This window comes from Peloplasma aerotolerans, from assembly GCF_030012175.1.
Lineage (GTDB): Bacteria > Bacillota_I > Bacilli_A > Acholeplasmatales > Acholeplasmataceae > Peloplasma > Peloplasma aerotolerans.
Window position 1 is genome coordinate 15,328 of record NZ_JASCXW010000002.1, and the last position, 22,250, is coordinate 37,577.

Genomic DNA, 22,250 nt, shown 5'->3' on the forward strand with positions numbered 1-22,250 from the left:
TTTGCTTCTCCTTTTTATACGAAATCTTTTAAGTTAGTTAGTTCATCGATGACAAATTCTGGTTGCTCATTAAGACATGCTTTTAAACGGTGACTATAGGTCACTGCACATGATGAAATACCAGCCTTTTTTGCTGCGATGATATCATTTTCATGATCTCCTACATATACTGTGGTTTTTTTATCTGCATTAAATAATTCCAATGCTTTTTCAACGGGTTCAGGATTTGGTTTATGATGAATAACATCCTCATATCCAATTAAACCATCAATATAATCAATCAATCCTGTAAGTTCAAGATGATAAAGTGCAACTTTTCTCATCTTGGATGTAACAATGCCTATTGTACAGTTTTTACTTTTTAAATACTTCAAAGTTTCAACTGCGCCAGGATAAGCTTTCAATCCATTTTCTATTTTTTGATTAGATATAAGTCTATAGTGCTCAACTATTTTATCAACTTCATCTTGATCATCCGTATAAAACCCAAATGTTTTATACAAGGTTTGTCCTAATAAGTTTGTAAGTTCTTCATCTTTTAATTCGAGATGTGGAAAGAATTTATCAAGTGTTTCTTTAAATGTGTCTAATATAATTTCGGTGGTTTGAATGAGTGTTCCATCTAAATCAAGCAGGATTGTTTTCAATCTTAACCTCTTCTTCAATTAATACATCCACATAATAAGGTTGATCTATATAATAGTATTTCTTCGCTACAATAATTGCAACACCACCAAGCATAAATAGCGTAAGCGATAAAACGATATTTGCAGGTAATCCAAACATTCTTAATGCATCACCTGGATGTCCCCCAGTTCTAAGTGGTTCAATTATTGCTCCACGTCCTAATCCATACCAAATCAAATATAAACCGATGGTATCACCAATCCTAAACCATCTTTTTCTTCTTGCAACAAGTAAGAATACAAGACCCATAAAGTTCCAAATACCTTCATACAAAAATGTTGGATGATGATAGTTTCCAGCAATAAACATTTGTTCTTTGATAAATCCTGGTAATATGTTTAAAATAAATTGGCTTTCAATAATTGGTCCGTACGCTTCTGCATTCATAAAGTTTCCCCAGCGTCCAACAATTTGTCCGACAAGAAAACCAATTGCTAACATATCGGCCAATATCCAAAAATTAATCTTCTTTTTCTTAGTAAATATAACCACAAATATGAATGCGGTGATAACGGCTCCATGAATAGATAGTCCACCACTTGTTATATTGATAACATCAATAAATGAATTATAATTAGGCGTTGGATCAAAGATAACATAATATAATCTAGAACCTATAATTGATAATGGAACTGCATAGAGTAATGCATCAAATAAAATCTCTGTATCCCAACCGACTCTTTTAAATTCCCAATAGGTTAAAAACGCTCCTAAAGATATTCCAGTTAAAATAAAGACAGCATACCACGCGATTTGAGCAAATCCCAAATCGACAGCTATATTATTATAAGGCGTTCCAGTTTGTGTTGCAACAGCTAATATAATCATTAGCATGAATACAGCAAACGCACCTCCATAAATGTAAAAAGCTTTTTTGTTTTTCTTAAAGTAATCAATCATCTTCGTCCTCTTCCCTTCCTAGTCCGCTTGCCTTAAGGGCAACCGCTTGTGTTAATTCGAATGCTGCATTATAACCTAAGAATTTTAGTTTTTGATTCATTGCTGCACTTTCAACAAGTGTTGCAATGTTTCTTCCTGGTAATATTGGAATTGTTATTTTAGCAACATCAGTATTAAAGATTTTAATCGTGTCCGTTTCAATACCTAAACGATCATAATCTTTAGCTTTTTTCCAATGTTCTAGTTCAACCACTAATTTAATTTTTTTGTTTTCACGATAAGCACCGGCACCAAACATGGATACAACATCAACAATACCGATGCCTCTAACTTCAATAAACTTTTCTAATATTTTTGGTGCACTACCAATTAAAACACCTGGTGCTGCTTCAAAAATATCAACTCGATCATCACTGATTAAAATGTGTCCACGTTTAATTAATTCTAAAGCTGTTTCACTTTTACCGATACCACTTTTTCCTGTAATTAAAGTTCCCATACCATGAATATCTACCAAGACACCATGTAAACTTGTTCTTGGTGCTAGTTTACTATGAAGATATTGATAGAGTTGTCCACTTAAAGGTGTTGTTCTCACCTTGCTCTTCAAAATCGCAACATCATAACGGTTTGCTAATTCAAGAAACATTTCTTCAATCTCAACATTGATTGAAAAGATGACCCCTGGAGGTTTCTTCATAAAAATATCTTCAATTCTTTGTCTTCTGATATCGTATGGTAACAACTTCATGAAATGATGTTCTTTTGATCCGATTAAAATCATACGGTCTGAATCAAAGAAGTCAAGAAACCCTGCAAGTTCAACACCTGGTCTACTTAACATTTCAGATTTAATTTCACGGTTTAATGCTTTTTTATCTGATAAAAGCTCGAGGTCTAAATCTTGTATCAAATGTTTGATTTTAAGTTTCATTTTTTACCTCCACCTAAAAATATAATTCTATCGTTATACAACCATCTTCTTAAGTAGGTTGCAAAAACAAGTCTTAAGATTGAAAATGAGAATGCGAATATAATAATATTTTCTACGTTCGTAAAATGAAATCCATCAACTATGATCATATCAATCATATATAAGATTAATATTTGAACGGTAACAGATAATAAGCCCATTGATAAAATCATTGCTCTTGCTAGATATTTAAATAATAAAATCTTAGCAAAGTTCTCAATAAGTGTTAGCAACATGAATGCCATAATAAATCCTGTGACATTCATTGCAACTAAAGGTTGATTAATCCCAATTGTTAAACCAAAGACTACAGCTGCTATCAAAAAATTTACACCTAAAGATAAAACCATATGAATCATATAATTTCTATGCAACAGAAAACCAAGGCTAACCGAAACCTTTTTAGAATGCTTTCTTTTCTTTAGTTCATCTAGCAAAGCTAGCATTTCTTCTTCATCAAGTTTATTTGGATCTTTATCCTTATTGTCATTTGAACTCATAGACATGCCCCCAACATCATTTATTATAACAAAAATAGTTTAGTTTTTGTTATTTTAAAGCATTTATTAAATACTGCCCCGTATAACTTTTCTTTACTTTTGCGACTTGTTCAGGTGTTCCCAATGCAATAATATCTCCACCTGCATCGCCACCTTCAGGTCCAAGGTCTATAATATAGTCTGCATTCTTTATGATATCAAGGTTATGCTCAATGATAACCATCGTTGCACCTTCGTCAACAATTTTATGCAATACTTTAAGTAATCTCTTAATATCATCTGTATGTAATCCTGTTGTTGGTTCATCAAGTATATAAATGGATGATGAAGTAATTCTTCGATATAACTCGCTGGCAAGCTTAACACGTTGAGCTTCACCACCAGATAATGTAGTTGCTGATTGTCCCAAAGTAATATAGTCTAATCCAACATCAAATATTGTTTGCAATTTTTGATGTATTTTAGGGTGATTCTCAAAGAAATGCAATGCTTCATCAATCGTCATTTCTAAGACATCTGCTATATTTTTGCCTTTATATTTGATTTGTAAGGTTTCATGGTTATATCTTTGTCCACCACATACTTCACAAGGCACATAAACATCTGGTAAAAAATGCATAGATATTTTTTTTAATCCATCCCCACCACATGCTTCACATCTACCACCTCTTACATTAAATGAAAAACGTCCTTTTTTATACCCTCTAGCTTTTGCTTCATTGGTTTGTGCGTATAAATCACGGATATCATCAAACACACCTGTATAAGTTGCCGGATTACTTCGAGGTGTTCTACCAATAGGTGATTGCGAAATATCAATAACACGATCAATTAAGTTATGATCGTTAATCGCTGTATGTTCTCCTGCTTTATCTTTTGTCTTATAATACTTTTGTTGCAAACCTTTTAGAAGTATCTCATTAACTAAAGATGATTTTCCAGATCCTGAAACACCAGTGACAACGGTTAGTTTTCCAAGTGGAAAACCAACACTAATATCTTTTAAATTATTAGCTTTCGCTCCCATAACTAAAATATCTTGGCCTGTACCTTCTCTTCTAGTTCTTGGAACTTCTACTTTTTCTAAACCTTTTAAATATCTTCCTGTAATACTATCAGGGTTATCCATAACTTCTTGTGGTGTACCAGCAGCAACCACTTTTCCACCATGTTTACCCGCTCTAGGACCAATGTCAATTAAGTAATCACTTGCAAGCATCGTTTCATGATCATGCTCAACAACGATTAAAGTATTTCCTAAATCTCTCATTTTCTTTAAAGTTTCAATAAGCTTTGCATTATCTTTTTGGTGTAGACCTATTGAAGGTTCATCAAGAACATATAATACACCAGTAAGTTTAGATCCAATTTGTGTAGCAAGCCTGATACGTTGAGCTTCACCACCAGATAATGTACCCGCTTGTCTAGAAAGGGTTAAATAACCTAAACCTACATCTTGTAGGAAGGTTAATCTTGAAATGATTTCTTGAAGAGCAAGTTTAGCAATTTGTTGCTGCTCGTTATTTAGGACTACATTTGATAAAAAAGTGATTGTATCATCTATGGAAAGAGATGTAAGTTCATACATGTTCTTTCCACCAATTTTTACTGATAATGCAGCTTCATTAAGTCTTGCTCCATGACAGGTTGGGCAAACAGATTCAGTCATGAAGTTTTCAATCCATGTTCTTACCCAATCGCTTGTAGTTTCACGGTATCTTCTGGTTAAGTTAACGATTAAACCTTCATATTTATCGACTTTCTCATGAATTCTTCCCGAAGTAGATTTCAACCGATAATGTATTTTTTCTCTAGACCCATATAAAATCATATTCAAATGTTTTGGATTTAACTCTGAAACTGGAATACCCATATCAATCTTATGATAACTGCAAAACTGTTCAAGCATAAGTGTATTTAAGTTACCGTCATCATTATTTTTATAAGGAATCAATCCTCCGTCACTTAAGCTCTTTGAGGGATCAACAACTAAATCGGGTGAAACTTCTAGTTTTAATCCTAATCCATTACAATCAGGACAAGCACCAATCGGTGTATTAAAAGAAAAAAGCCTTGGTTCTAAGTCTGGTATTGTAAAGTTAGAATCATTACATGAATAGGTTTGTGAAAAATGGAGCATTGCATCATCATTGACCATAACTCTTGTTTTTCCATTGGCAAATTTTGCAGCCAGTTCTAAAGCATCATATAAACGACTTCTTAATCCATCTTTTATAATCAAACGATCGATAACTAAAAAGAAGTCATGATTCTTATTTTTATCCAATTCAGGCATTTCTTCTAATAAATAGTTTTCTCCATCAATATATGCTCTAGTAAAACCTTCTTTCATATATTGTTCAGAAAGTCTTTTGAATGTCCCTTTTTGTCTTTCAATAACAGGGGACATGACTAGAATACGACTGCCTTCTTTAAGATTTAAAACACGAAGTGTCATTTCTTCAATCGATTGTTTTGTTAAAGGTTCGTCAGTACCAGGACAATAAGGCGTTCCTACTCTAGCATATAACAAGCGAAGGTAGTCATAAACTTCTGTTACTGTACCTACAGTAGATCTAGGATTATTAGATGTCGTCTTTTGATCGATACTTATTGAAGGTGATAGTCCTTCGATACGATCAACATCTGGCTTTTCAAAATTACCTAAAAATTGTCGTGCATATGCTGATAAAGATTCCATATAACGACGTTGTCCTTCTTGGTATAGTGTATCAAACGCTAATGAAGACTTCCCGCTACCAGAAATACCCGTCATGACGACGAGTTTATTTTTTGGAATATCAATATCTATGTTTTGTAGATTATTTTCTCTAGCACCATGTACTTTAATTAGATCCATCAATCATCACCTTGAATTCTTCTTCATCAATAACTTTCACATTAAGCTCTTTTGCTTTTTTAAGTTTGGATCCAGCATCCTCGCCTGCAACGACAAAATCAGTCTTTGCACTGACAGAGGAACTCACTTTCCCCCCTAATTTTTCGATTAGATCGGCTGCCTGATCTCTTGTAAAAATAGAAAGCTTTCCAGTTAATACGATTGTCTTATTGTTAAAAATATGTTTTATAGTCTCTTCTTTTTCATATGTCATATTTAATCCGAGTTCTTTAAGTTCGTTAATCATTTCTTGATGTTTAGGATTTGCAAAATAATCAGTGATGCTCACTGCGATTTGCTCACCAATTTCATGGATGTTCATCAAATCTTTTATTTTCGCATCCATTAAATCTTCGATGGTTGGATAGTGTTTAATTAATGTCTTAGCAACTTTTGCACCAACATGTTTAATACCTAACCCAAAAAGTAGTTTGTCAAAACTTTGTTTCTTGCTATCTTCAATCGCTTGAATCAACTTCTCTACTTTCTTATCCGCAAAACCTGGTAAATCTTTTAATTCATTTTGATAATTATGTAATAAATAGATATCAGGTATTCGATTTAAGTATCCTAAGTCGTGCAATGTCTCAACAACTTTTTCTCCTAAAGTATCTATATCCATAGCAACTCTACTTGAAAAATGTATTAAGCTATTAATATTTTTACCTGGACAATCAGGATTGCTGCAATAATGATCTGCTTCTCCTAGTTTCCTAACAACAGGTGCCCCACACACTGGACAATTATGAATCATTTCAAAAGGTTGTTGTTTTACTCTTTTTTCTAAAACGACATTTAAGACTTCTGGAATAATTTCTCCAGCTTTATGTACAATGACTGAATCGCCTACACGAATATCTTTAGCCAGAATATAGTCTTCATTATGAAGTGTTGCACGTGCAACAGTTGATCCAGAAATAGAAACAGGTTCCAATTCTGCAACAGGAGTAACAACACCTGTTCGACCAATTTGGAAAGTTATATCTTTTAAAACAGTTTCAACTTGTTCTGCTTGAAACTTATAAGCTGTTGCCCATTTTGGAAACTTAGAAGTAAAACCTATGCGGTCATATAAATCAAACTCATTAACTTTAATAACGACACCATCAGTTTCATATGGTAGCATTTTTCTTACTTCATCATATTTTCCAATTTGAGATATCAGTTTTTCTATAGTGTTTACATGTGAATAGTTAGGATTCACTTTAAACCCTAATGTTTTCAAAAATGATAATACTTCTGTTTGAGAACTCACATACCTAGAGGCCTCAACAATCATATATACAAAGATATCTAAATTTCTTTTCGATACAACTTTAGAATCCAATTGTCTAATCGTTCCTGCAGCTGCATTTCTAGGGTTAGCAAACAATGCTTCATCGTTTGCCAATCTTTGTTCGTTTAACTGTTTAAAACTTTTGTGTGGCATAAAAATTTCACCACGCACTTCGATATCAATAGGTTGAGTCAAACGAATCGGTAAACTCTTTATAGTTTTAACGTTATCGGTAACATCCTCACCTACAACTCCATTACCTCTGGTTGCTGCACGCACAAAAAGACCATTCTCATATACGAGACTGACCGCAAGTCCATCTATTTTTAATTCCGTAGCGAATGAATAGTTATCAACGACTTTTTTAATACGTTCATCAAATTGTCTTAACTCATCAAAGTTAAAGACATTAGAAAGACTCATCATCGGAATGCGATGTGTCACTTTTTGAAATCCTTCTAAAACAGCTCCACCTATCTTTTGGGTAGGTGAATCTACTTGTTTATTTTCAGGATATTTTTCTTCGAGCATGATAAGTTCTTTTAAATATTGGTCATATGCTTGATCTGATATTTTTGGTTGATCTTTTGTATGATAATCTTCGTTTGCTTGGTTAATAATCTGAATCAACTCAGTCATTCTTTGTTTGATGTCCATTGAAATCACCCAATGATATTATACCATTATTACGGTTAATTTTGATGGTTTTGACGCCACTTTCTCGAATAAATATAGATGATGTAAAACTGTGGTAATCACTGTTTGTTTTAACGCTTGTCAAATATAGATAATGTCTTGCTCTTGTCATAGCAACAAACATTAATCTTCTTTCTTCATCTAGTTGAGTTTGATCATATTTTCTAAGCGATGGAAGAACACCATGTTCTAGCCCAATAACGATGACTGCATCAAACTCTAATCCTTTAGCTTTATGTATCGTCAAGAGTTGAACACCTGATTTAGTATGTTCATTGTTTTCATCATAAGTTTGGTATAAAATATCATTTTCATCTAAAACTTTTTGAAGTTCATAAGATCTAAAATGGTTCCGATATAGGACTGCAATTTCTTCATCTTGTATTTTTTTTCTTCTTAAATTTTTAATCACTTTTAGTATAGAAAATGACTCTTCAATTTGATTAAAAAAAATAAGATGAACAACGAAATTTTTAGATATATTGCTTGGAATCAACTCTTTTTTATACTTTCGGTTATTTCGCCTAATCAGGCGATTTGCATGGAATATAATATTTTGATTTGAACGATAATTAATTGATAATGTATATATTTTTGCGCGAAATTCTTTTACGAATTTATAAATGATTTTACTGTTTGCTCCACGGAATGAAAAAATGCTCTGATCCGGATCCCCAACAGCTAAGATGCAAGTATGTTTTTTAACAAGTGTTTTCAACAGTTGGTACTGCAATAAGTTGGTGTCTTGAAATTCATCTATAAATATATAGTTATAATCATATGAATGACTCTTATGGCTAATTAAGTTATAGAAATCTATGAGCAAGTCATCAAAGTCTTTAGCATTGTTTTCTTTTAGTTGGTTTTGATATATCTCATATTTTGCTGGCTTTTTGTTTTGGAATAAACTGTTTTTATATTTTGTGATTTCAAGCAACTCATCTTTTCTAAATGATATTGAGTCTTCATTGATCATCATAAAATTTTGTTGATAGTCTTCTATTAATTTCAAATAACAAAATTGATGAAACGTATGAATATGGACATCAATATTGTGAAGTCTTTCTTTCATCTCAAAAGAAGCTTTTCTCGTAAAAGTGATTGCAAGTATTTTATGTGCAGGTGTTCCTTGGTCAATTAAATGTTTGATACGTTCAACAATAACTCTCGTCTTACCACTTCCAGCTCCGGCTAATAAAAAAAGAAAGCGTTCATTTGTATAAACCACTTTCTTTTGTTCTTCGTTAAGTTCCATCATATCACCCAACTTATATTAGTTAGATGGTATTGTATTTACTTCATTATTTTTCGAATTGCTGGATGGCTTTCGAGAATTCTCTTAATACCGTGAGGCATCGCAAACGCTATGGTTGCGATGTCATCATCTACCCGAATCACGACACCGATTCCAAAGACATTATGTTCAACTTTATCTCCTTGCTTAAGTAAGTGAGATACATAATCTCCTTCATATATTGTTTTAGGTTGATCTAGTTTAACTCTAGATTCTTGAATAAATCTAGAAGGATAACTATAACGCATCGAACCATAAACCATACGCTTATCAGCATATGACATATATAACTTTTCTTTAGCTCTTGTAATTCCAACATAGGCAATTCTTCTTTCTTCCTCAAGTTCTGCAGGTTGCATCAGTACTCGATCACTTGGAAAAATATTTTCTTCCATAACAACCATAAAGACAACTTTAAACTCTAGTCCTTTAACCTGATGGTATGTTGAAAGTTTCACATGATTGAATTCTTCGACATCTTGATCTTGGTCAGTATATAACGCAATTTGATCTAATTGTTCAGTAAGTTTTTCAACAAAAGATCCTTCGTAATAAATATCTCCTCTAGTAAATACGGATTGAAGTTCTCTTAAGTTATTGATTCTATCATCACTGATTTCACTACCTTCAGCTTTAAGCATTTCAAGATATCCAGTTTTTTCCATAAGATATGGCGTGATTTGTGATAACTCAACCATATCGCTAAAATCCCGACTCATTTCTAGAATGAGTTTCTTAAACTCTAGCAAACCACCTTTAGCTTGAGGTGTGACTTTAACATAATCAATCGCATCAAACATGGAGACGCCTAGTTCTCTTGCTTGTTGTTCTAGTTTTTGTAAACTAACTAAACCAATGGATCTTTTTGGAACATTAACAATCCGTTTTAAGTAGAAGTCCTGAGATTGATCTAAAATGACGCGGATATACGCAATCGCATCTTTAATCTCTTTTCTTTCATAAAATGATAGTCCACCATATATGATATATGGAATACTTGATTTAATAAATGAATCTTCAAATAATCTTGATAGTGCATTGTTTCTGTATAAGACTGCAATATCATCATATTGATAACCACGTTGAGTTAGTTTATGTATTTCATTAACAACAAAAAACGTTTCTCTATAATCTGATTCTGCATGATGATATATGGGTGGTTCTCCAACACCTAAATCACTTTCTAGATTTTTAGCACTTGGTCTATCAAAATTGTATTGTATCAATTGGTTTGCTGCTTTTAAGATCTGATTGGTTGAACGATAATTTTGTTCTAATATAATCTTTTCAGCACCAAAGTCTTTTTCAAAGAGTTTTGCATTTTCATAATTCGCGCCACGAAATGCATATATACTTTGATCTGGGTCTCCAACTACAAATACATTTTTATGTTTTGTGCCTAGTATTTTTAATATTTTATATTGTATAGCATCAGTATCTTGAAACTCATCAACTAGTACATGTTCAAAGTGAGATTGATATCTTTCTCTAACTGATGGTATTTCTTCTAATAATTCTAATGTATATAACAACAAATCATCAAAGTCTAATAATTGATTTTCTTTTAGATAATCTTGGTATTTTTGATAGATCTTTTCTTCGTCTGTTCTTTCGAATCCATCCATGCGATTACTTTTGTATAAAGAAATAAGATTTTTAAGAAGTCTAATCGAATACTCTTTTGTGTCTAATCCAAGCTCCTTGATTTGGTCTTGTATAATCTTTTTTCCGTCATCTTCATCAATAACAGTAAAATTGGGTCGATAACCATATGGTAGTTCAGCAATATGATTTCTTAAAATTTGTAGTCCGAAAGCATGAAATGTGTATAACCATACGCTCATTGCGTGTGGACCTGTCATTTCAATAACTCTTTGTTTCATCTCTCTTGCCGCTTTATTTGTAAAAGTCACTGCTAAAATACGTTTAGCTTCAACACCATTCATGATTAAATATGCAATTCTTGATGTTAATGTCTTTGTTTTACCTGTACCAGCGCCGGCAACAACAAAAAGCGGTCCACCCGGGTGGATCACCGCTTTTAACTGCGATTCATTTAAAGTAGCTAGCCAATTCATGGCGCACCAACTTCCTTATTTGTAAGAACTCTTTAATGGTACAGTTTCATTAAATATGAGATCATCATCTTTACTTTCTTTATCTGTACAAAAATATCCATTTCTCATAAATTGAAATTTATCAAGTGGTTGAGTTGTTAACAATGCATGTTCCACATAACCTTTTTTAACTTCCCAAGAATCATCGTTAAAACGATCTAGTAAATCCATATCGTCATCACCTTCAATCATTGGTCCAAAGAAATTAAAGGTTGCTTTATTAGCTGTAGTAGCTTCGACGAAATGAATCGTTCCATTAGGTTTTCTTTCATTAAATCCACTACCACTTCTCGTATTCACATCATAAGTTGCTAATACTTCAATAACTTCTCCATCTTTATCGAAGACAACATCATTAGCTTTAATAAAATATGCATGAAACAATCTAACTTCATCACCAACTGATAATCTTTTATATTTATTATTAGGTTTAGTGACTACAAAATCATCTTTTTCAATATACAAGTGTCTAGAAAAAGGAATTTTCCTTGTTCCCATTTCAGGATGTCCTTGGAGGTAATCAACTTCAATAAGTTCGACTTTATCTTCTTCGTAATTTGTAATCGTTACTTTAAGTGGATCTATAACTGCCATGACACGTTTTGCTTTTTCTGCTAAATCGTCACGGACTGCTGCTTCAACCATATCATAACCAGCCGTTGAATTAACTTTTGATAATCCTGTTGATAAGATAAAATTCTTAACAGCTTCAGGTGTAAACCCCCTTCTACGCAATCCCGAAAGCGTAGGCATTCTAGGGTCATCCCAACCAATGACTTTATTGGTTTCAACAAGTTCTCGTAAAAATCTTTTACTCATAATAGTATTTTCTATATTTAGACGACCAAACTCAATTTGTCTTGGTATGTTAGGCATTTCTGTTTCTTTAATAAACCAATCATATAGCGGTCTGTGGTCTTCAAATTCTAAACTGCATAAACTATGTGTAATTCCTTCAATTGCGTCTTCTAGGGGGTGTGCATAGTCATACATGGGATATATACACCAATTCTTGCCAGTACGGTGATGTTCAGCAAATGATATTCTATAAATCGCTGGATCTCTCATGTTCATATTTGGAGATGCCATATCAATCTTAGCGCGCAAAACACATTCACCTTCCTTGAATTTCCCTTCCTTCATTTGATGGAACAATTCAAGATTCTCTTCAACTGTACGATTTCTGTATTTAGAAGGTTTACCAGGTGTATTGATATTACCTCTATCTTTAGCCATTTCTTCAGCTGTTGAGTGGTCAACATAAGCTAACCCTTTTTTAATTAATATAATTGCTCTTTCATACATTTCATCAAAATAATCAGAAGCAAAAAATATGTTTTTAGGCTCATAACCCAGCCATTTGATATCTTCGATCATCGATTGAACATAAATATCATCTTCTTTAACTGGATTTGTGTCATCAAAACGAAGGTTAGTATAACCTCCGAAAGTTTTAGCAAGCTCAAAATCGGTCACGATAGCTCTAGCGTGTCCGATATGTAGAAAACCATTAGGTTCAGGTGGAAATCTTGTTATAATCTCAGTGTGTTTTCCACTAGCTAAATCTTGTTCAATGATTGTTTTAATAAAGTTGGAATTGTTTTCCATAAAATTCACCTCTTTGTCTTACTTATTATATGGTGAACTACTCCCACCACTTAATGAAAACCATTAGAAGTGGGGGCTTCTTGGGTAAAACAGACCCGTGTCTATTAATTTACCAAGCTATTGCGTCTGTTCCATACGCTTTTGTTACATATGCTATTAGACCTTGAACACCGATGTTAATCGCTGCATTTAGGTCTCTATCCATCTTTTGTCCACATACACAAGAGTATGTGCGTTCAAAGAGTTTTATATCTTACTCTTCGCCACACTGACTGCAGGTCTTTGTTGATGGATAATATTGATCAATCTTGATTAAGGTCTTTCCTAAATCCTTTGCTTTATACTCAAGATATCTTGTGAATGTACCAAATGATGTATCATAGATGGACTTTCGTTCTAAAAGGAGTAGATTCCACATTTTTCTGACACATCCAAATGTTTGGTTGATCAGATAAGTTTGTTTTTTTGTAGGTTTAAGTCTATAGACATAACCTTTCATGGTTTCATTCACGTTACCCACCTCCTTTTACATCGATAATCTATACTTATATTATATCATGTAATGATATACGAGGGCATGTTATTTATAGATAATTTAAAGAAAAAATGTGAGTTTCATTCATCTTTCACTTAATGCTTTGAAGAGGGAGTTTTCTGAAACATGTTAGATAAAAAATCGGCTGAATGTTTCAACCGATTTTTATTCTAGTTTAATTGATTACGGATTGATACCAAATATGTCTTCATAATCTAAATCTGTTCCTTCAAACGCTTCAACCAAATCATCAAACAATTGTTGTTGTTCTTCATCAGATAATCCTTCTAATGTTTCAAGGAAATCTTCAATAGCTTGTTCTGGGTCACCTTCAGGATCATTTAAATTATTGATAACATCATTGATTGCGTCATTCAATTCTGGTGAATACTCTGGATTATCAACGATAGCATCTAATACATCTTCAATTGCATTTTGGATGTCTTCTAGTGGTATTCCATCATTAAGTGTTACATAAATTCTTAATTTGGAATTAACCATTACGACATTTTCAATTGACATACCTGCAGCACTCATTTGTTCATCAAAATTTTCAAAAACAAATGCACCATCTTTAATCATTTCGTTATCGCCTAACATTGTAAGGATATTACCGATATGTTCTTCAGTAAGCGTAACCTCTCCAGCAGTTAATGCATTTAAATTAATCTTTAAGTCATTGCCATCCATTTCTGGAGTCGCATCAATTTTGATGATCGTCTGGAATCGCTTGGTGTTATCGCCAATATCTTCAATAATCAAAGGTATATTGATTGTAAACACATCACTCATTGTGACGTATGGAACTAAAGCTGACATCTTATAATTTTCAAACAACTCTATTTCTTGCATAACTCCACTGCTTACTTGTTGCTCTCTTAAGAAATATTCAAACATACGATTCAATGTAAATGCATTTAATTCAATAAATGGACTAGTTGTTGTTGTTAGTGATGATAAAATAAGTGCATTTGCTTTAGATGCTAAAATTGCTTGTAGGTGAACATCATCAATAATTTTGTCCAGTGTATTTAATACAAATGGAGGTGTGTCATCTTTTGTTTTACCTAAAGCTAATGAAGCTCTAAACTCTTCATCTTTAAACCCAATATCCAACAGTTCGTTTTCTTCAATAAACGCCATTAATGATTTAATCATTGCTGCTTGTTGAGGATCTGATACTTGTTGTTCAATCAAATTTTTGACATCTATCCTAATTTCTCTTTGTTGAGGATCGAATGTAGCAAGCCCATCTAATTGATCATCTATAATACCTTTGATGTCTTGTCCTGTAATTTGCTCAGCAGCCCAACTCACAGTACTAAATAACCAAGCTAGTGGCATATTACCAACTGTAAGTTTATCTAATTTTAAGACAACTTCATCTGTATCAGCGGTTAACTTGAATGCAATAAGTACTCTTGTTTTATAAGTAAAGTTTGATACAAAAATATGCATCCCGGATTCGATTTCGATAATATCATCTTCAAATCGTACCCAAGAACCCTGATAACCAAAAAAATCTTCTTTCAATACGTAATTTTTTTCATCATCTGATGCATTATCATTTAAGTAATTTTCGTTAATTCCAGTAAACTGTGCTTTTAGTAATCCATTAGCGTTAGATTGTGCAATTCCTACACCAACCGTTGAATCAGTATCATTGGAAATTAAGAATGTATCCATTTCTTCTTGGATCATGCCTGTTAAGGAGACACCATCACCAATATCTTGAAAGTCTTCAACCGGTATTTCAACGCTTTTGTACAATAATGCTAAAAATATAGCTGGTACAGCTAACATGATCAGTATTGGCATTACGATTAATTTAAATAGGAATTTCATGTGTATCACTCCCTTGTATATATACTATATATTAATCTATTGTTTGAAAAAACACAATGCTTTCGCAATCATATTGTATTTTATAAAAATAGATTAAAGGAAAAAACTCTAATCTTTGTTTTGGTTGGTTTATTGGTCTTCGATACTTAATGTGGAATCCCCACCAAGAAGATAATTAGGTAGTGCTCCTTTTAGTAAATACTGATGATAAGCTGCTGCACCAATCATCGCTGCATTATCAGTACAAAATTCCATACTTGGTATAATAATTTCTTTTTCTGGAATTTCATTGAATATTCTATTTCTTAAACCTTTGTTTGCTGCTACTCCACCAGCAACGATAATCTGACTGACATTATAGTTAGTAGCTGCTAATTTGGTTTTTTCGATAATTACATCTAAAACACTTGCTTGAAATGATGCACACATATTCGGAATATTAATGGCTTCATTTCTTTGTTGTGCATTGTGCACCAAATTGATGACTGCACTTTTTAAACCTGAGAAACTAAAATTATATTCGGTTCGATCAAGAAAAGGTCTTGGTAAATCATAAGTGTCCTTACCTTGCGAAGCTAGTTGATCAACTATTGGTCCCCCAGGATATGACAATCCTAATGTTCTAGCAACTTTATCATATGCTTCACCAACAGCATCATCTTTTGTTGTTCCTAAAAGTCTGAAATCCATATGTTCTTTCATGTATATTAGTTCAGTGTGTCCACCACTAACTAATAAAGCAAGTGCAGGAAACTTGATATCATGCTCAATGTTTGCTGCATAAATATGTCCAACAAGGTGATTCACACCAATGATTGGTTTTTGATGCGCAAACGCAAATGTTGTTGCTGCATTAATACCAACTAGTAAAGAACCAATCAATCCCGGGCCTTTTGTTACAGCCACTAAATCTATATCATCTATTTTAATGTTTGCATCAGTTATCGCTTTATCGAAAACACGTGTAATGTGCACAACATGGTTTCTTGATGCGATTTCAGGGACTACGCCACCAAACACTGCGTGAATATCTATTTGAGATAAAATAATGTGTGACAACACTTCTTTACCATCTCTTACAACAGCAACACTTGTTTCATCACAACTACTTTCAACGGCTAATATTACCATGTTTACACCTCCTTTATATAGACGATTGCATCTTCTTTTTCATAATAATTTTTGCGAATATGAGATTGGATGAATCCAAATTTTTCATAGAACTCTATAGCATTTTTGTTACTCTTTCTTACCTCTAGAACAAGTGTCTTTACACCTAAACTATTCAAATGCTCAAGACCAAATAACAAAAGTTTAGAACCATATCCTTGATGTTGATGCTCTGGATCAATAGCAAAATTCATCATTTCCGAATTTTCATCAAACGCTCTAAAACCTATGTATCCAATGAATTGATTGTGTTCCTCAATTACAAAATAATGAGAGAATGGATTTAACATAAATTCATCATATAAAAAGGTTTCACCTAGTGTCTGAGTGAATACTTTATTTTCTAGATTAACAATATGAACGATATCGTTAGGTATTGCTTTTCTGATCATGTAAGGTTTCCGCTTCTGTTCTTCTAAGATAATTAGGTGTTAAATCATCTATATTATCAACTATTGTTGAATGCTCTATAATTCTTTTTGGGTTTATTTCAAAATGTCTATCATCAATAAAAACAGTTCTTGCAAGTTTATATTCTGGTAGTTCAGATAAATCACTTAACCTGCGATATCCATCAGGCAAGATAACTTTGCCATTCTTGTAAACTGCAGAAAAAACATGACCTCTTCTTGCGTCAATTAACGCTACAACTTTACCCTCATAACCACTTGTCATAAAATATAAACTACTAACTGTTCTTAAAGTTATTTGTTTTGTATAAGCAAGCATTTTACCAACAGTGACTGCAATCCTTAATCCTGTATAAGATCCAGGACCATATCCAATGATAATTTCTTGAATATCATCTATTTTAATTTTATTGCGTCTTAATACTTGGTCGATGCGATCAACCAAGTATTTTGCATGATCTCTAGTTGCTATTCGAATACTAAAATCAATTAAAATATCGCCTTTTGAATATCCAACAAACATAACATTGGTCGATACATCGAATAATAATCTTTTCATATATAATCCACCGCTCTTTTGCAAGGATATCCAACACAAGTCATCGTAAACTCTCTTTCATAATCTGATGTTTTGTTTATTTTGACTAATAAATAATCTCTAGGTAATAAGTCTTCAACTTGAAATGGCCATTCTACAACAATCATGCCTTGGCCGTCAATATATTCTTCTAAATCAAAATCACTTCCTACACCATCAAGACGATAAAGGTCTAAATGATAGAACGTTCTTTTATAATCATTTGTCTTATATTTTTTCATAATCGTGTATGTTGGACTATTAACGATTTGGGTTACACCATAAGCTTTCGCTAAGCCTTTTGTAAAAGTTGTTTTACCAGATCCCAATTCACCGTCTAACAAAATGACTATTTTAGGTTCATTCTTTAAAAGTAAACCAAGCTCATATCCCAGAGCTTCGGTTCCTTTTTCTGAATTACTGTTTTTTATCTTCATTTGATCCCTACTTTATAATGTTTTCGTATCCTTTTTTCCCTAATAAAGCAAACATGTTCTTTTTATATGCCTCAACGCCAGGTTGATTAAATGGGTTTACGTCGATTAGATATGCTGACATTGCACAAGCTTTTTCAAAGAAATAGATAAGGTATCCAAAAGTAAAACTATCAAACCTTGGTATGTTGATTAATAAATTGGGTACCATACCATCTTTATGGGCCATCATGGTTCCCTTTAGTGCTTGTTCGTTAACATATGATAATTTTTTACCCTTAAGATAATTGAGTTCATCAAGATCTTGTTCTTCTTCAGGAATCAAAATATCTTTGCTAGAATGTTTAACTTGAATGACAGTTTCGAATAAATGACGTTCACCATCTTGGATATATTGACCTAGTGAGTGAAGGTCAGTAGAAAAACCAGCACTTGCTACAAACAAGCCTTTATGATCTTTGCCTTCTGATTCTCCAAATAGCTGTTTCCACCACTCGTTCAAGTATAGCAAATTAGGTTCATATCCAACAAGCATTTCGACCTTTTTATCTTGTTGATATAACAAATAACGAGTTGCAGCGTATAAATATGCTTCGTTAGTCGTTAAGCTTGGATTCATAAAACGATCATAGGCTTCTTCTGCACCTTTTAACAATTGATCAGTATTAATACCCGCAGCTGCTAGCGGTAATAACCCAACAGCAGTTAATACGCTAAATCTACCACCAACATCATCAGGAATAATAAACATTTCATATCCATTTTCTTTAGCAACAGTATATAAAGCACCTTTTTGTCGATCTGTAGTTGCATATATTCTTTCTTTTGCTTCATCTTTACCATATTTCTCTTCTAATGCTTTTTTGAGTATTCTAAATGCGATTGCTGGTTCTGTGGTTGTTCCAGATTTCGAAATGACATTAATCGAAAAATCTTTATTTTTTAGATATTCAAGTAGATTAGCTAAGTATATTCCAGACATTTGATGTCCAGCAAATATAATTTCTAACTGGTTTTTCTTAAACGGTTCGTTTAAAAATTCTAGTCCTGCTTTAGCACCAAGGTAAGAACCTCCAATACCAATAACAACTAAAACTTCGCTTTGTCTTCTTATTTTTTTAGCTGCTTGAAGAATTCTTGCATACTCATTACGATTATAATTGATTGGTAAATCTAACCAGCCTAAAAAATCATTACCTGCGCCTAATTTTTCGTGGATAACATGATGTAATTCTGTTATTCTTCCTTGTAAACTTTCTGGTTGCTCACTCAAAAATGAGCGTGCATCATTTAATAATAATTCAATGTGTGCCATGCTCCTAACCTCTATTCTTTGTTTTTTCGATCCAATGTGGCAATGCCTTGGATAACGAATGAAATCCTTTTTTAATTTTTACCATCTTTTGTATTTTCGGATGGACTGGGTGTGCCTTTTTATAGCTGAGTTTTAATCTTTTGTTTTCTTCATCAATTTCCAATACACTAACTTCAACTTCTTCACCCACACATAAAATTTCTTCTATGGATGATACAAATTGATCAGATAATTCAGAAATATGAATGAGTCCACTGTACTCACCATAAGAAACAAAGACACCATAGGGCTGAATACCCGTTATTTTGCAAATAATTTGATCATTTATTTTCATATCAAAAACCTCGTCAACATTATATCATATTTTGAAATGTGGTATAAGAAAAAAACGCGTTGTTCGCGTTTTATTCGTAAGCTAAATAAATGCCCAAACCGCCGAGTCCAACATGAGCTGAGACAACAGGACTGATGACCCCTGTAATCTTAACATCTACGTTTTCTCCTAGTTGGAAAATTTCATGTTGTAGTTCTTTTGCTTGTGCGCTTTGATCTACATAAGCAATTCTGACAACGACTTTTCCAAAGTCCATAAGTTTTTTAGCTTCATTCACTAAATAGAGCATAACGTTTTTTGAACTTCTAACTTTATGTTCTAAATCGAGAACGCCTTTTCTAAACCTTAAAATCGGTTTAATCTTTAAAATGTTGCCTATAGTAGCCTGAACGCGACCAAGTCTACCATTTGCTACAAGTGTTTGTAAATTATCTACTGTAAATATAAGTGATCCTTTGTTTTTCAGTTCTTCAAGATACACCAATGCATCTTGAACATTGTGTCCTTCATCAAGAAATTCGATTAACTTTTCAGTTAGATACATACCACCATTAATGTTTGTTTCACTATCAACTACATGAATTTTATTGTTTTCCATAATGGTTTTGCCTAAATTCGCACTATTGTTAGTTCCGCTTAAAGATTTAGCAATTGTTAGACATATAACTTCATCGTAGTTAATAAGTTGTTTCTCATAAGCTTGCATAAAGTGCTCTGGAGAAGGTTGACTTGTTTTGATTGATTTCTTGCTTTTTAATGCATCAACAACTTGATTAGGTGCTAACTGACCATCAATAAATTCTTTTCCGTCAATAATAACTTTTAAAGCAACAACTGATATATTGTTTTCTTTAACATATTTGCTGTCCAATCCAAATGTTGAATCGACAACTAGTCCTACTGTTCGTTTCATTTTCCCACCTCATATTATATTATTTTTTGAAGTATTGAAAAAAAACGACATGAGCCGTTTTTTAACTTAGTCTACAGTTACCACAGCAATCACACCAGGAACATTTTCTAATAACATGGTCTCGATGCCTTGTTTTAATGTTACATCAAGCGCCATGCATCCATCACATGCTCCAAGCATTTTCACATAAACGATGCCGTCTTCGACATTGATGACTTCAATGTCCCCGCCATCTCTTTGTAAATACGGTCTTACTTTATGTATCAAGTCTAAGACTTGTTGTCTTGTATCATCCATTTGATTCACCTATCCTTTTTCGTCTTCAGTATATAATATTTATGCTCTTTATTCAATCAAATACACTTTATTTCTCTTTAATTCTCTTTAGCACATAATGCCCACAATTCATGTTGCACGATTCATTTAAGTAGTCCGGGATTCTTTTGTATCCATTTGGACTTTTAGGATCTGAATTAAATCCTTTGATACGTAACATACTTGATGACATATCACCAACTAAATAAGTGTAGCGATCAAAAGCAACATCGACATAGCGTTCTTGAAACTTAAGTAAATCAAAAGCATCCCGATGATTCTTTATGAGTTCAAATTGTCCGAATTCTGTATCTATAATCATTTTTTACACCTTCTTTAGCAAAACAACTGCTTCTGCAGCGATTGCATCTTCTTTACCTATTGCATCCATTTTTTCATATGTGGTTGCTTTTACACTGACTTGATCTGGAGATATATTAAGTGATTTAGCAATATTTTGTTTAATCTCTTTGATGTAAGGATTGATTTTGGGTTGTTCTGCATAAATCGTCGTATCTATATTACCAATTTCATAACCCTTTTGTCTAATCATATCATAAACTTGAATCAATATTTTCATTGAACTGATGTCTTTGAACGTCGAACTCGTGTCTGGATAAAACGTACCAAGATCTCCTAGCCCTAATGCACCAAGCATTGCCTCGGAGATGGCATGTAATAAAACATCGGCATCACTGTGTCCTAAAAGTCCTTTATGGTGTGGTAATTGAATACCTCCTAAAATAAGCGATCTATTATCAACGAGTTGATGAATATCGAAACTATGTCCAATTCGCATAGGTTCATCTCCTTCTAAATGTAGTTTAACATATAAGAAATCTTGTGGGTAAGTCACTTTAAGATTCGGTTCTGTATTAAATACAACATATATTTTCTCTTCTGGATAGAAAGCTTGGTACAAAGAAATATCATCATCATATGCTAGATCGTTTCTAATATACGCATATCTTATTTTCTCTGTTAGAAATGCTTGTGGTGTTTGAGACAACAGATATTCATTACGATTAAGACTTGATGTAACCTCGCTTTGCTCGTATTTTTTAAGCGCACTCGTTAATTTTTCTGCGAGCAATACAGCATCATGATATTCTAAAGCTTTTTCAACTTCTAATACCATTTGCTTAGAAATGAGTGGTCTTGCTGCATCATGAATGTAAACGTATGGTGTTTGGACTTCTTTCAACCCCAACATAACACTTTCACTTCTTGTTTTTCCACCGATAACTAATTTGATGTCCTCTGAAACATATTGTTTGATATCGTTGATGTCATCTTTTGAAACGACTAAAACGATTTTATATCCTAAGGATAAAAAAGTCTCTAATGAATACATAAACAGAGGCTTGTTGTGAATCGGATATAAAATTTTCGATTGACTGGTTCCAGCCCTGCTGCCGGTTCCAGCAGCAACTATAAGTGCAGTATTCATTT

Annotated in this window: 20 protein-coding genes and 1 pseudogene; all 21 read right to left on the bottom strand. The window is 33.0% G+C overall.

The genetic code is table 11. The features are described 5' to 3' along the window. Window positions 1–14: 14 nt before the first annotated feature. The 21 genes and pseudogenes from QJ521_RS01040 to ispF all read right to left on the bottom strand — a co-directional run bounded on the left by QJ521_RS01040 (window position 15) and on the right by ispF (window position 22,248). Window positions 15–647 (bottom strand): HAD family hydrolase, encoded by a 633-nt coding sequence (locus tag QJ521_RS01040; RefSeq protein WP_282838547.1) that lies wholly within the window; start codon window positions 645–647, stop codon window positions 15–17. After that, window positions 628–1,587: a prolipoprotein diacylglyceryl transferase gene (gene lgt, locus QJ521_RS01045; protein ID WP_282838548.1), complete on the bottom strand. Its 960-nt coding sequence runs from the start codon at window positions 1,585–1,587 to the stop codon at window positions 628–630. Before lgt ends, QJ521_RS01040 begins: the two co-directional genes overlap by 20 nt. After that, complete coding sequence (gene hprK, locus QJ521_RS01050; protein WP_282838549.1) at window positions 1,580–2,521, bottom strand: HPr(Ser) kinase/phosphatase; 942 nt, start codon at window positions 2,519–2,521, stop codon at window positions 1,580–1,582. Before hprK ends, lgt begins: the two co-directional genes overlap by 8 nt. Then, on the bottom strand, window positions 2,518–3,060 hold the full coding sequence (locus QJ521_RS01055; RefSeq protein WP_282838550.1) for a hypothetical protein: 543 nt from the start codon (window positions 3,058–3,060) through the stop codon (window positions 2,518–2,520). Before QJ521_RS01055 ends, hprK begins: the two co-directional genes overlap by 4 nt. A 49-nt stretch (window positions 3,061–3,109) precedes the next feature. After that, window positions 3,110–5,920, bottom strand: coding sequence for an excinuclease ABC subunit UvrA (gene uvrA, locus QJ521_RS01060; protein ID WP_282838552.1), 2,811 nt, complete (start codon window positions 5,918–5,920; stop codon window positions 3,110–3,112). After that, window positions 5,907–7,892 carry an NAD-dependent DNA ligase LigA gene (gene ligA, locus QJ521_RS01065; RefSeq protein WP_282838553.1) on the bottom strand — a complete coding sequence of 662 codons (1,986 nt, stop codon included), beginning with the start codon at window positions 7,890–7,892 and terminating at the stop codon, window positions 5,907–5,909. Before ligA ends, uvrA begins: the two co-directional genes overlap by 14 nt. After that, the gene (locus tag QJ521_RS01070; RefSeq protein ID WP_282838554.1) at window positions 7,867–9,186 is read right to left on the bottom strand and encodes an ATP-dependent helicase; all 1,320 of its coding nucleotides are present in this window, start codon (window positions 9,184–9,186) and stop codon (window positions 7,867–7,869) included. Before QJ521_RS01070 ends, ligA begins: the two co-directional genes overlap by 26 nt. A 38-nt stretch (window positions 9,187–9,224) precedes the next feature. Continuing rightward, window positions 9,225–11,303, bottom strand: a complete 2,079-nt coding sequence (locus tag QJ521_RS01075) for an ATP-dependent helicase (protein WP_282838555.1) — start codon at window positions 11,301–11,303, stop codon at window positions 9,225–9,227. Window positions 11,304–11,318: 15 nt separating this feature from the next. Further along, the gene (locus QJ521_RS01080) at window positions 11,319–12,950 is read right to left on the bottom strand and encodes a glutamine--tRNA ligase/YqeY domain fusion protein (protein ID WP_282838556.1); all 1,632 of its coding nucleotides are present in this window, start codon (window positions 12,948–12,950) and stop codon (window positions 11,319–11,321) included. Window positions 12,951–13,059: 109 nt separating this feature from the next. Then, a pseudogene (locus QJ521_RS01085) lies at window positions 13,060–13,449 on the bottom strand (helix-turn-helix domain-containing protein). A gap of 219 nt (window positions 13,450–13,668) precedes the next feature. Beyond that, a complete protein-coding gene (locus tag QJ521_RS01090) occupies window positions 13,669–15,330 on the bottom strand; it encodes a KH domain-containing protein (RefSeq protein ID WP_282838557.1) in 1,662 nt (553 codons plus the stop codon). 129 nt (window positions 15,331–15,459) lie between these two features. Continuing rightward, window positions 15,460–16,461, bottom strand: a complete 1,002-nt coding sequence (gene tsaD, locus QJ521_RS01095; protein WP_282838558.1) for a tRNA (adenosine(37)-N6)-threonylcarbamoyltransferase complex transferase subunit TsaD — start codon at window positions 16,459–16,461, stop codon at window positions 15,460–15,462. Window positions 16,462–16,463: 2 nt separating this feature from the next. Then, a complete protein-coding gene (rimI, locus tag QJ521_RS01100) occupies window positions 16,464–16,892 on the bottom strand; it encodes a ribosomal protein S18-alanine N-acetyltransferase (protein ID WP_282838559.1) in 429 nt (142 codons plus the stop codon). Further along, window positions 16,870–17,469, bottom strand: coding sequence for a tRNA (adenosine(37)-N6)-threonylcarbamoyltransferase complex dimerization subunit type 1 TsaB (gene tsaB, locus QJ521_RS01105; protein ID WP_282838560.1), 600 nt, complete (start codon window positions 17,467–17,469; stop codon window positions 16,870–16,872). The genes rimI and tsaB overlap by 23 nt, the downstream gene beginning before the upstream one ends. Then, window positions 17,466–17,924, bottom strand: coding sequence for a tRNA (adenosine(37)-N6)-threonylcarbamoyltransferase complex ATPase subunit type 1 TsaE (gene tsaE, locus QJ521_RS01110; protein WP_282838561.1), 459 nt, complete (start codon window positions 17,922–17,924; stop codon window positions 17,466–17,468). The genes tsaB and tsaE overlap by 4 nt, the downstream gene beginning before the upstream one ends. Window positions 17,925–17,931: 7 nt before the next feature. Beyond that, window positions 17,932–19,236 carry a glucose-6-phosphate isomerase gene (locus tag QJ521_RS01115; protein ID WP_282838562.1) on the bottom strand — a complete coding sequence of 435 codons (1,305 nt, stop codon included), beginning with the start codon at window positions 19,234–19,236 and terminating at the stop codon, window positions 17,932–17,934. A gap of 4 nt (window positions 19,237–19,240) precedes the next feature. Continuing rightward, on the bottom strand, window positions 19,241–19,570 hold the full coding sequence (locus QJ521_RS01120) for a S1 RNA-binding domain-containing protein (protein ID WP_282838563.1): 330 nt from the start codon (window positions 19,568–19,570) through the stop codon (window positions 19,241–19,243). Between the two features lie 70 nt (window positions 19,571–19,640). Continuing rightward, window positions 19,641–20,483: a DegV family protein gene (locus QJ521_RS01125; RefSeq protein WP_282838564.1), complete on the bottom strand. Its 843-nt coding sequence runs from the start codon at window positions 20,481–20,483 to the stop codon at window positions 19,641–19,643. Window positions 20,484–20,549: 66 nt separating this feature from the next. Continuing rightward, a complete protein-coding gene (locus QJ521_RS01130) occupies window positions 20,550–20,780 on the bottom strand; it encodes a NifU family protein (RefSeq protein ID WP_282838565.1) in 231 nt (76 codons plus the stop codon). 67 nt (window positions 20,781–20,847) lie between these two features. Next, window positions 20,848–21,120 (bottom strand): YutD-like domain-containing protein, encoded by a 273-nt coding sequence (locus QJ521_RS01135; protein WP_282838566.1) that lies wholly within the window; start codon window positions 21,118–21,120, stop codon window positions 20,848–20,850. A gap of 3 nt (window positions 21,121–21,123) precedes the next feature. Continuing rightward, window positions 21,124–22,248, bottom strand: a complete 1,125-nt coding sequence (ispF, locus tag QJ521_RS01140; protein WP_282838567.1) for a 2-C-methyl-D-erythritol 2,4-cyclodiphosphate synthase — start codon at window positions 22,246–22,248, stop codon at window positions 21,124–21,126. Window positions 22,249–22,250: the final 2 nt, after the last annotated feature.

Excerpts from the sequence above, each read along its gene's own strand:
- QJ521_RS01115 (WP_282838562.1), bottom strand. The coding sequence starts at position 19,236 with ATGGCACACATTGAATTATTATTAAATGATGCACGCTCATTTTTGAGT.
- QJ521_RS01070 (WP_282838554.1), bottom strand. The coding sequence starts at position 9,186 with ATGGAACTTAACGAAGAACAAAAGAAAGTGGTTTATACAAATGAACGC.
- QJ521_RS01090 (WP_282838557.1), bottom strand. The coding sequence starts at position 15,330 with ATGAAATTCCTATTTAAATTAATCGTAATGCCAATACTGATCATGTTA.
- tsaE (WP_282838561.1), bottom strand. The coding sequence starts at position 17,924 with ATGAAGATAAAAAACAGTAATTCAGAAAAAGGAACCGAAGCTCTGGGA.
- QJ521_RS01055 (WP_282838550.1), bottom strand. The coding sequence starts at position 3,060 with ATGAGTTCAAATGACAATAAGGATAAAGATCCAAATAAACTTGATGAA.
- QJ521_RS01120 (WP_282838563.1), bottom strand. The coding sequence starts at position 19,570 with ATGAAAATAAATGATCAAATTATTTGCAAAATAACGGGTATTCAGCCC.
- tsaD (WP_282838558.1), bottom strand. The coding sequence starts at position 16,461 with ATGGTAATATTAGCCGTTGAAAGTAGTTGTGATGAAACAAGTGTTGCT.
- QJ521_RS01135 (WP_282838566.1), bottom strand. The coding sequence starts at position 21,120 with ATGATTATAGATACAGAATTCGGACAATTTGAACTCATAAAGAATCAT.
- hprK (WP_282838549.1), bottom strand. The coding sequence starts at position 2,521 with ATGAAACTTAAAATCAAACATTTGATACAAGATTTAGACCTCGAGCTT.
- ispF (WP_282838567.1), bottom strand. The coding sequence starts at position 22,248 with ATGAATACTGCACTTATAGTTGCTGCTGGAACCGGCAGCAGGGCTGGA.
- ligA (WP_282838553.1), bottom strand. The coding sequence starts at position 7,892 with ATGGACATCAAACAAAGAATGACTGAGTTGATTCAGATTATTAACCAA.
- QJ521_RS01080 (WP_282838556.1), bottom strand. The coding sequence starts at position 12,950 with ATGGAAAACAATTCCAACTTTATTAAAACAATCATTGAACAAGATTTA.
- uvrA (WP_282838552.1), bottom strand. The coding sequence starts at position 5,920 with ATGGATCTAATTAAAGTACATGGTGCTAGAGAAAATAATCTACAAAAC.
- QJ521_RS01125 (WP_282838564.1), bottom strand. The coding sequence starts at position 20,483 with ATGAAACGAACAGTAGGACTAGTTGTCGATTCAACATTTGGATTGGAC.
- lgt (WP_282838548.1), bottom strand. The coding sequence starts at position 1,587 with ATGATTGATTACTTTAAGAAAAACAAAAAAGCTTTTTACATTTATGGA.
- tsaB (WP_282838560.1), bottom strand. The coding sequence starts at position 17,469 with ATGAAAAGATTATTATTCGATGTATCGACCAATGTTATGTTTGTTGGA.
- QJ521_RS01130 (WP_282838565.1), bottom strand. The coding sequence starts at position 20,780 with ATGGATGATACAAGACAACAAGTCTTAGACTTGATACATAAAGTAAGA.
- rimI (WP_282838559.1), bottom strand. The coding sequence starts at position 16,892 with ATGATCAGAAAAGCAATACCTAACGATATCGTTCATATTGTTAATCTA.
- QJ521_RS01075 (WP_282838555.1), bottom strand. The coding sequence starts at position 11,303 with ATGAATTGGCTAGCTACTTTAAATGAATCGCAGTTAAAAGCGGTGATC.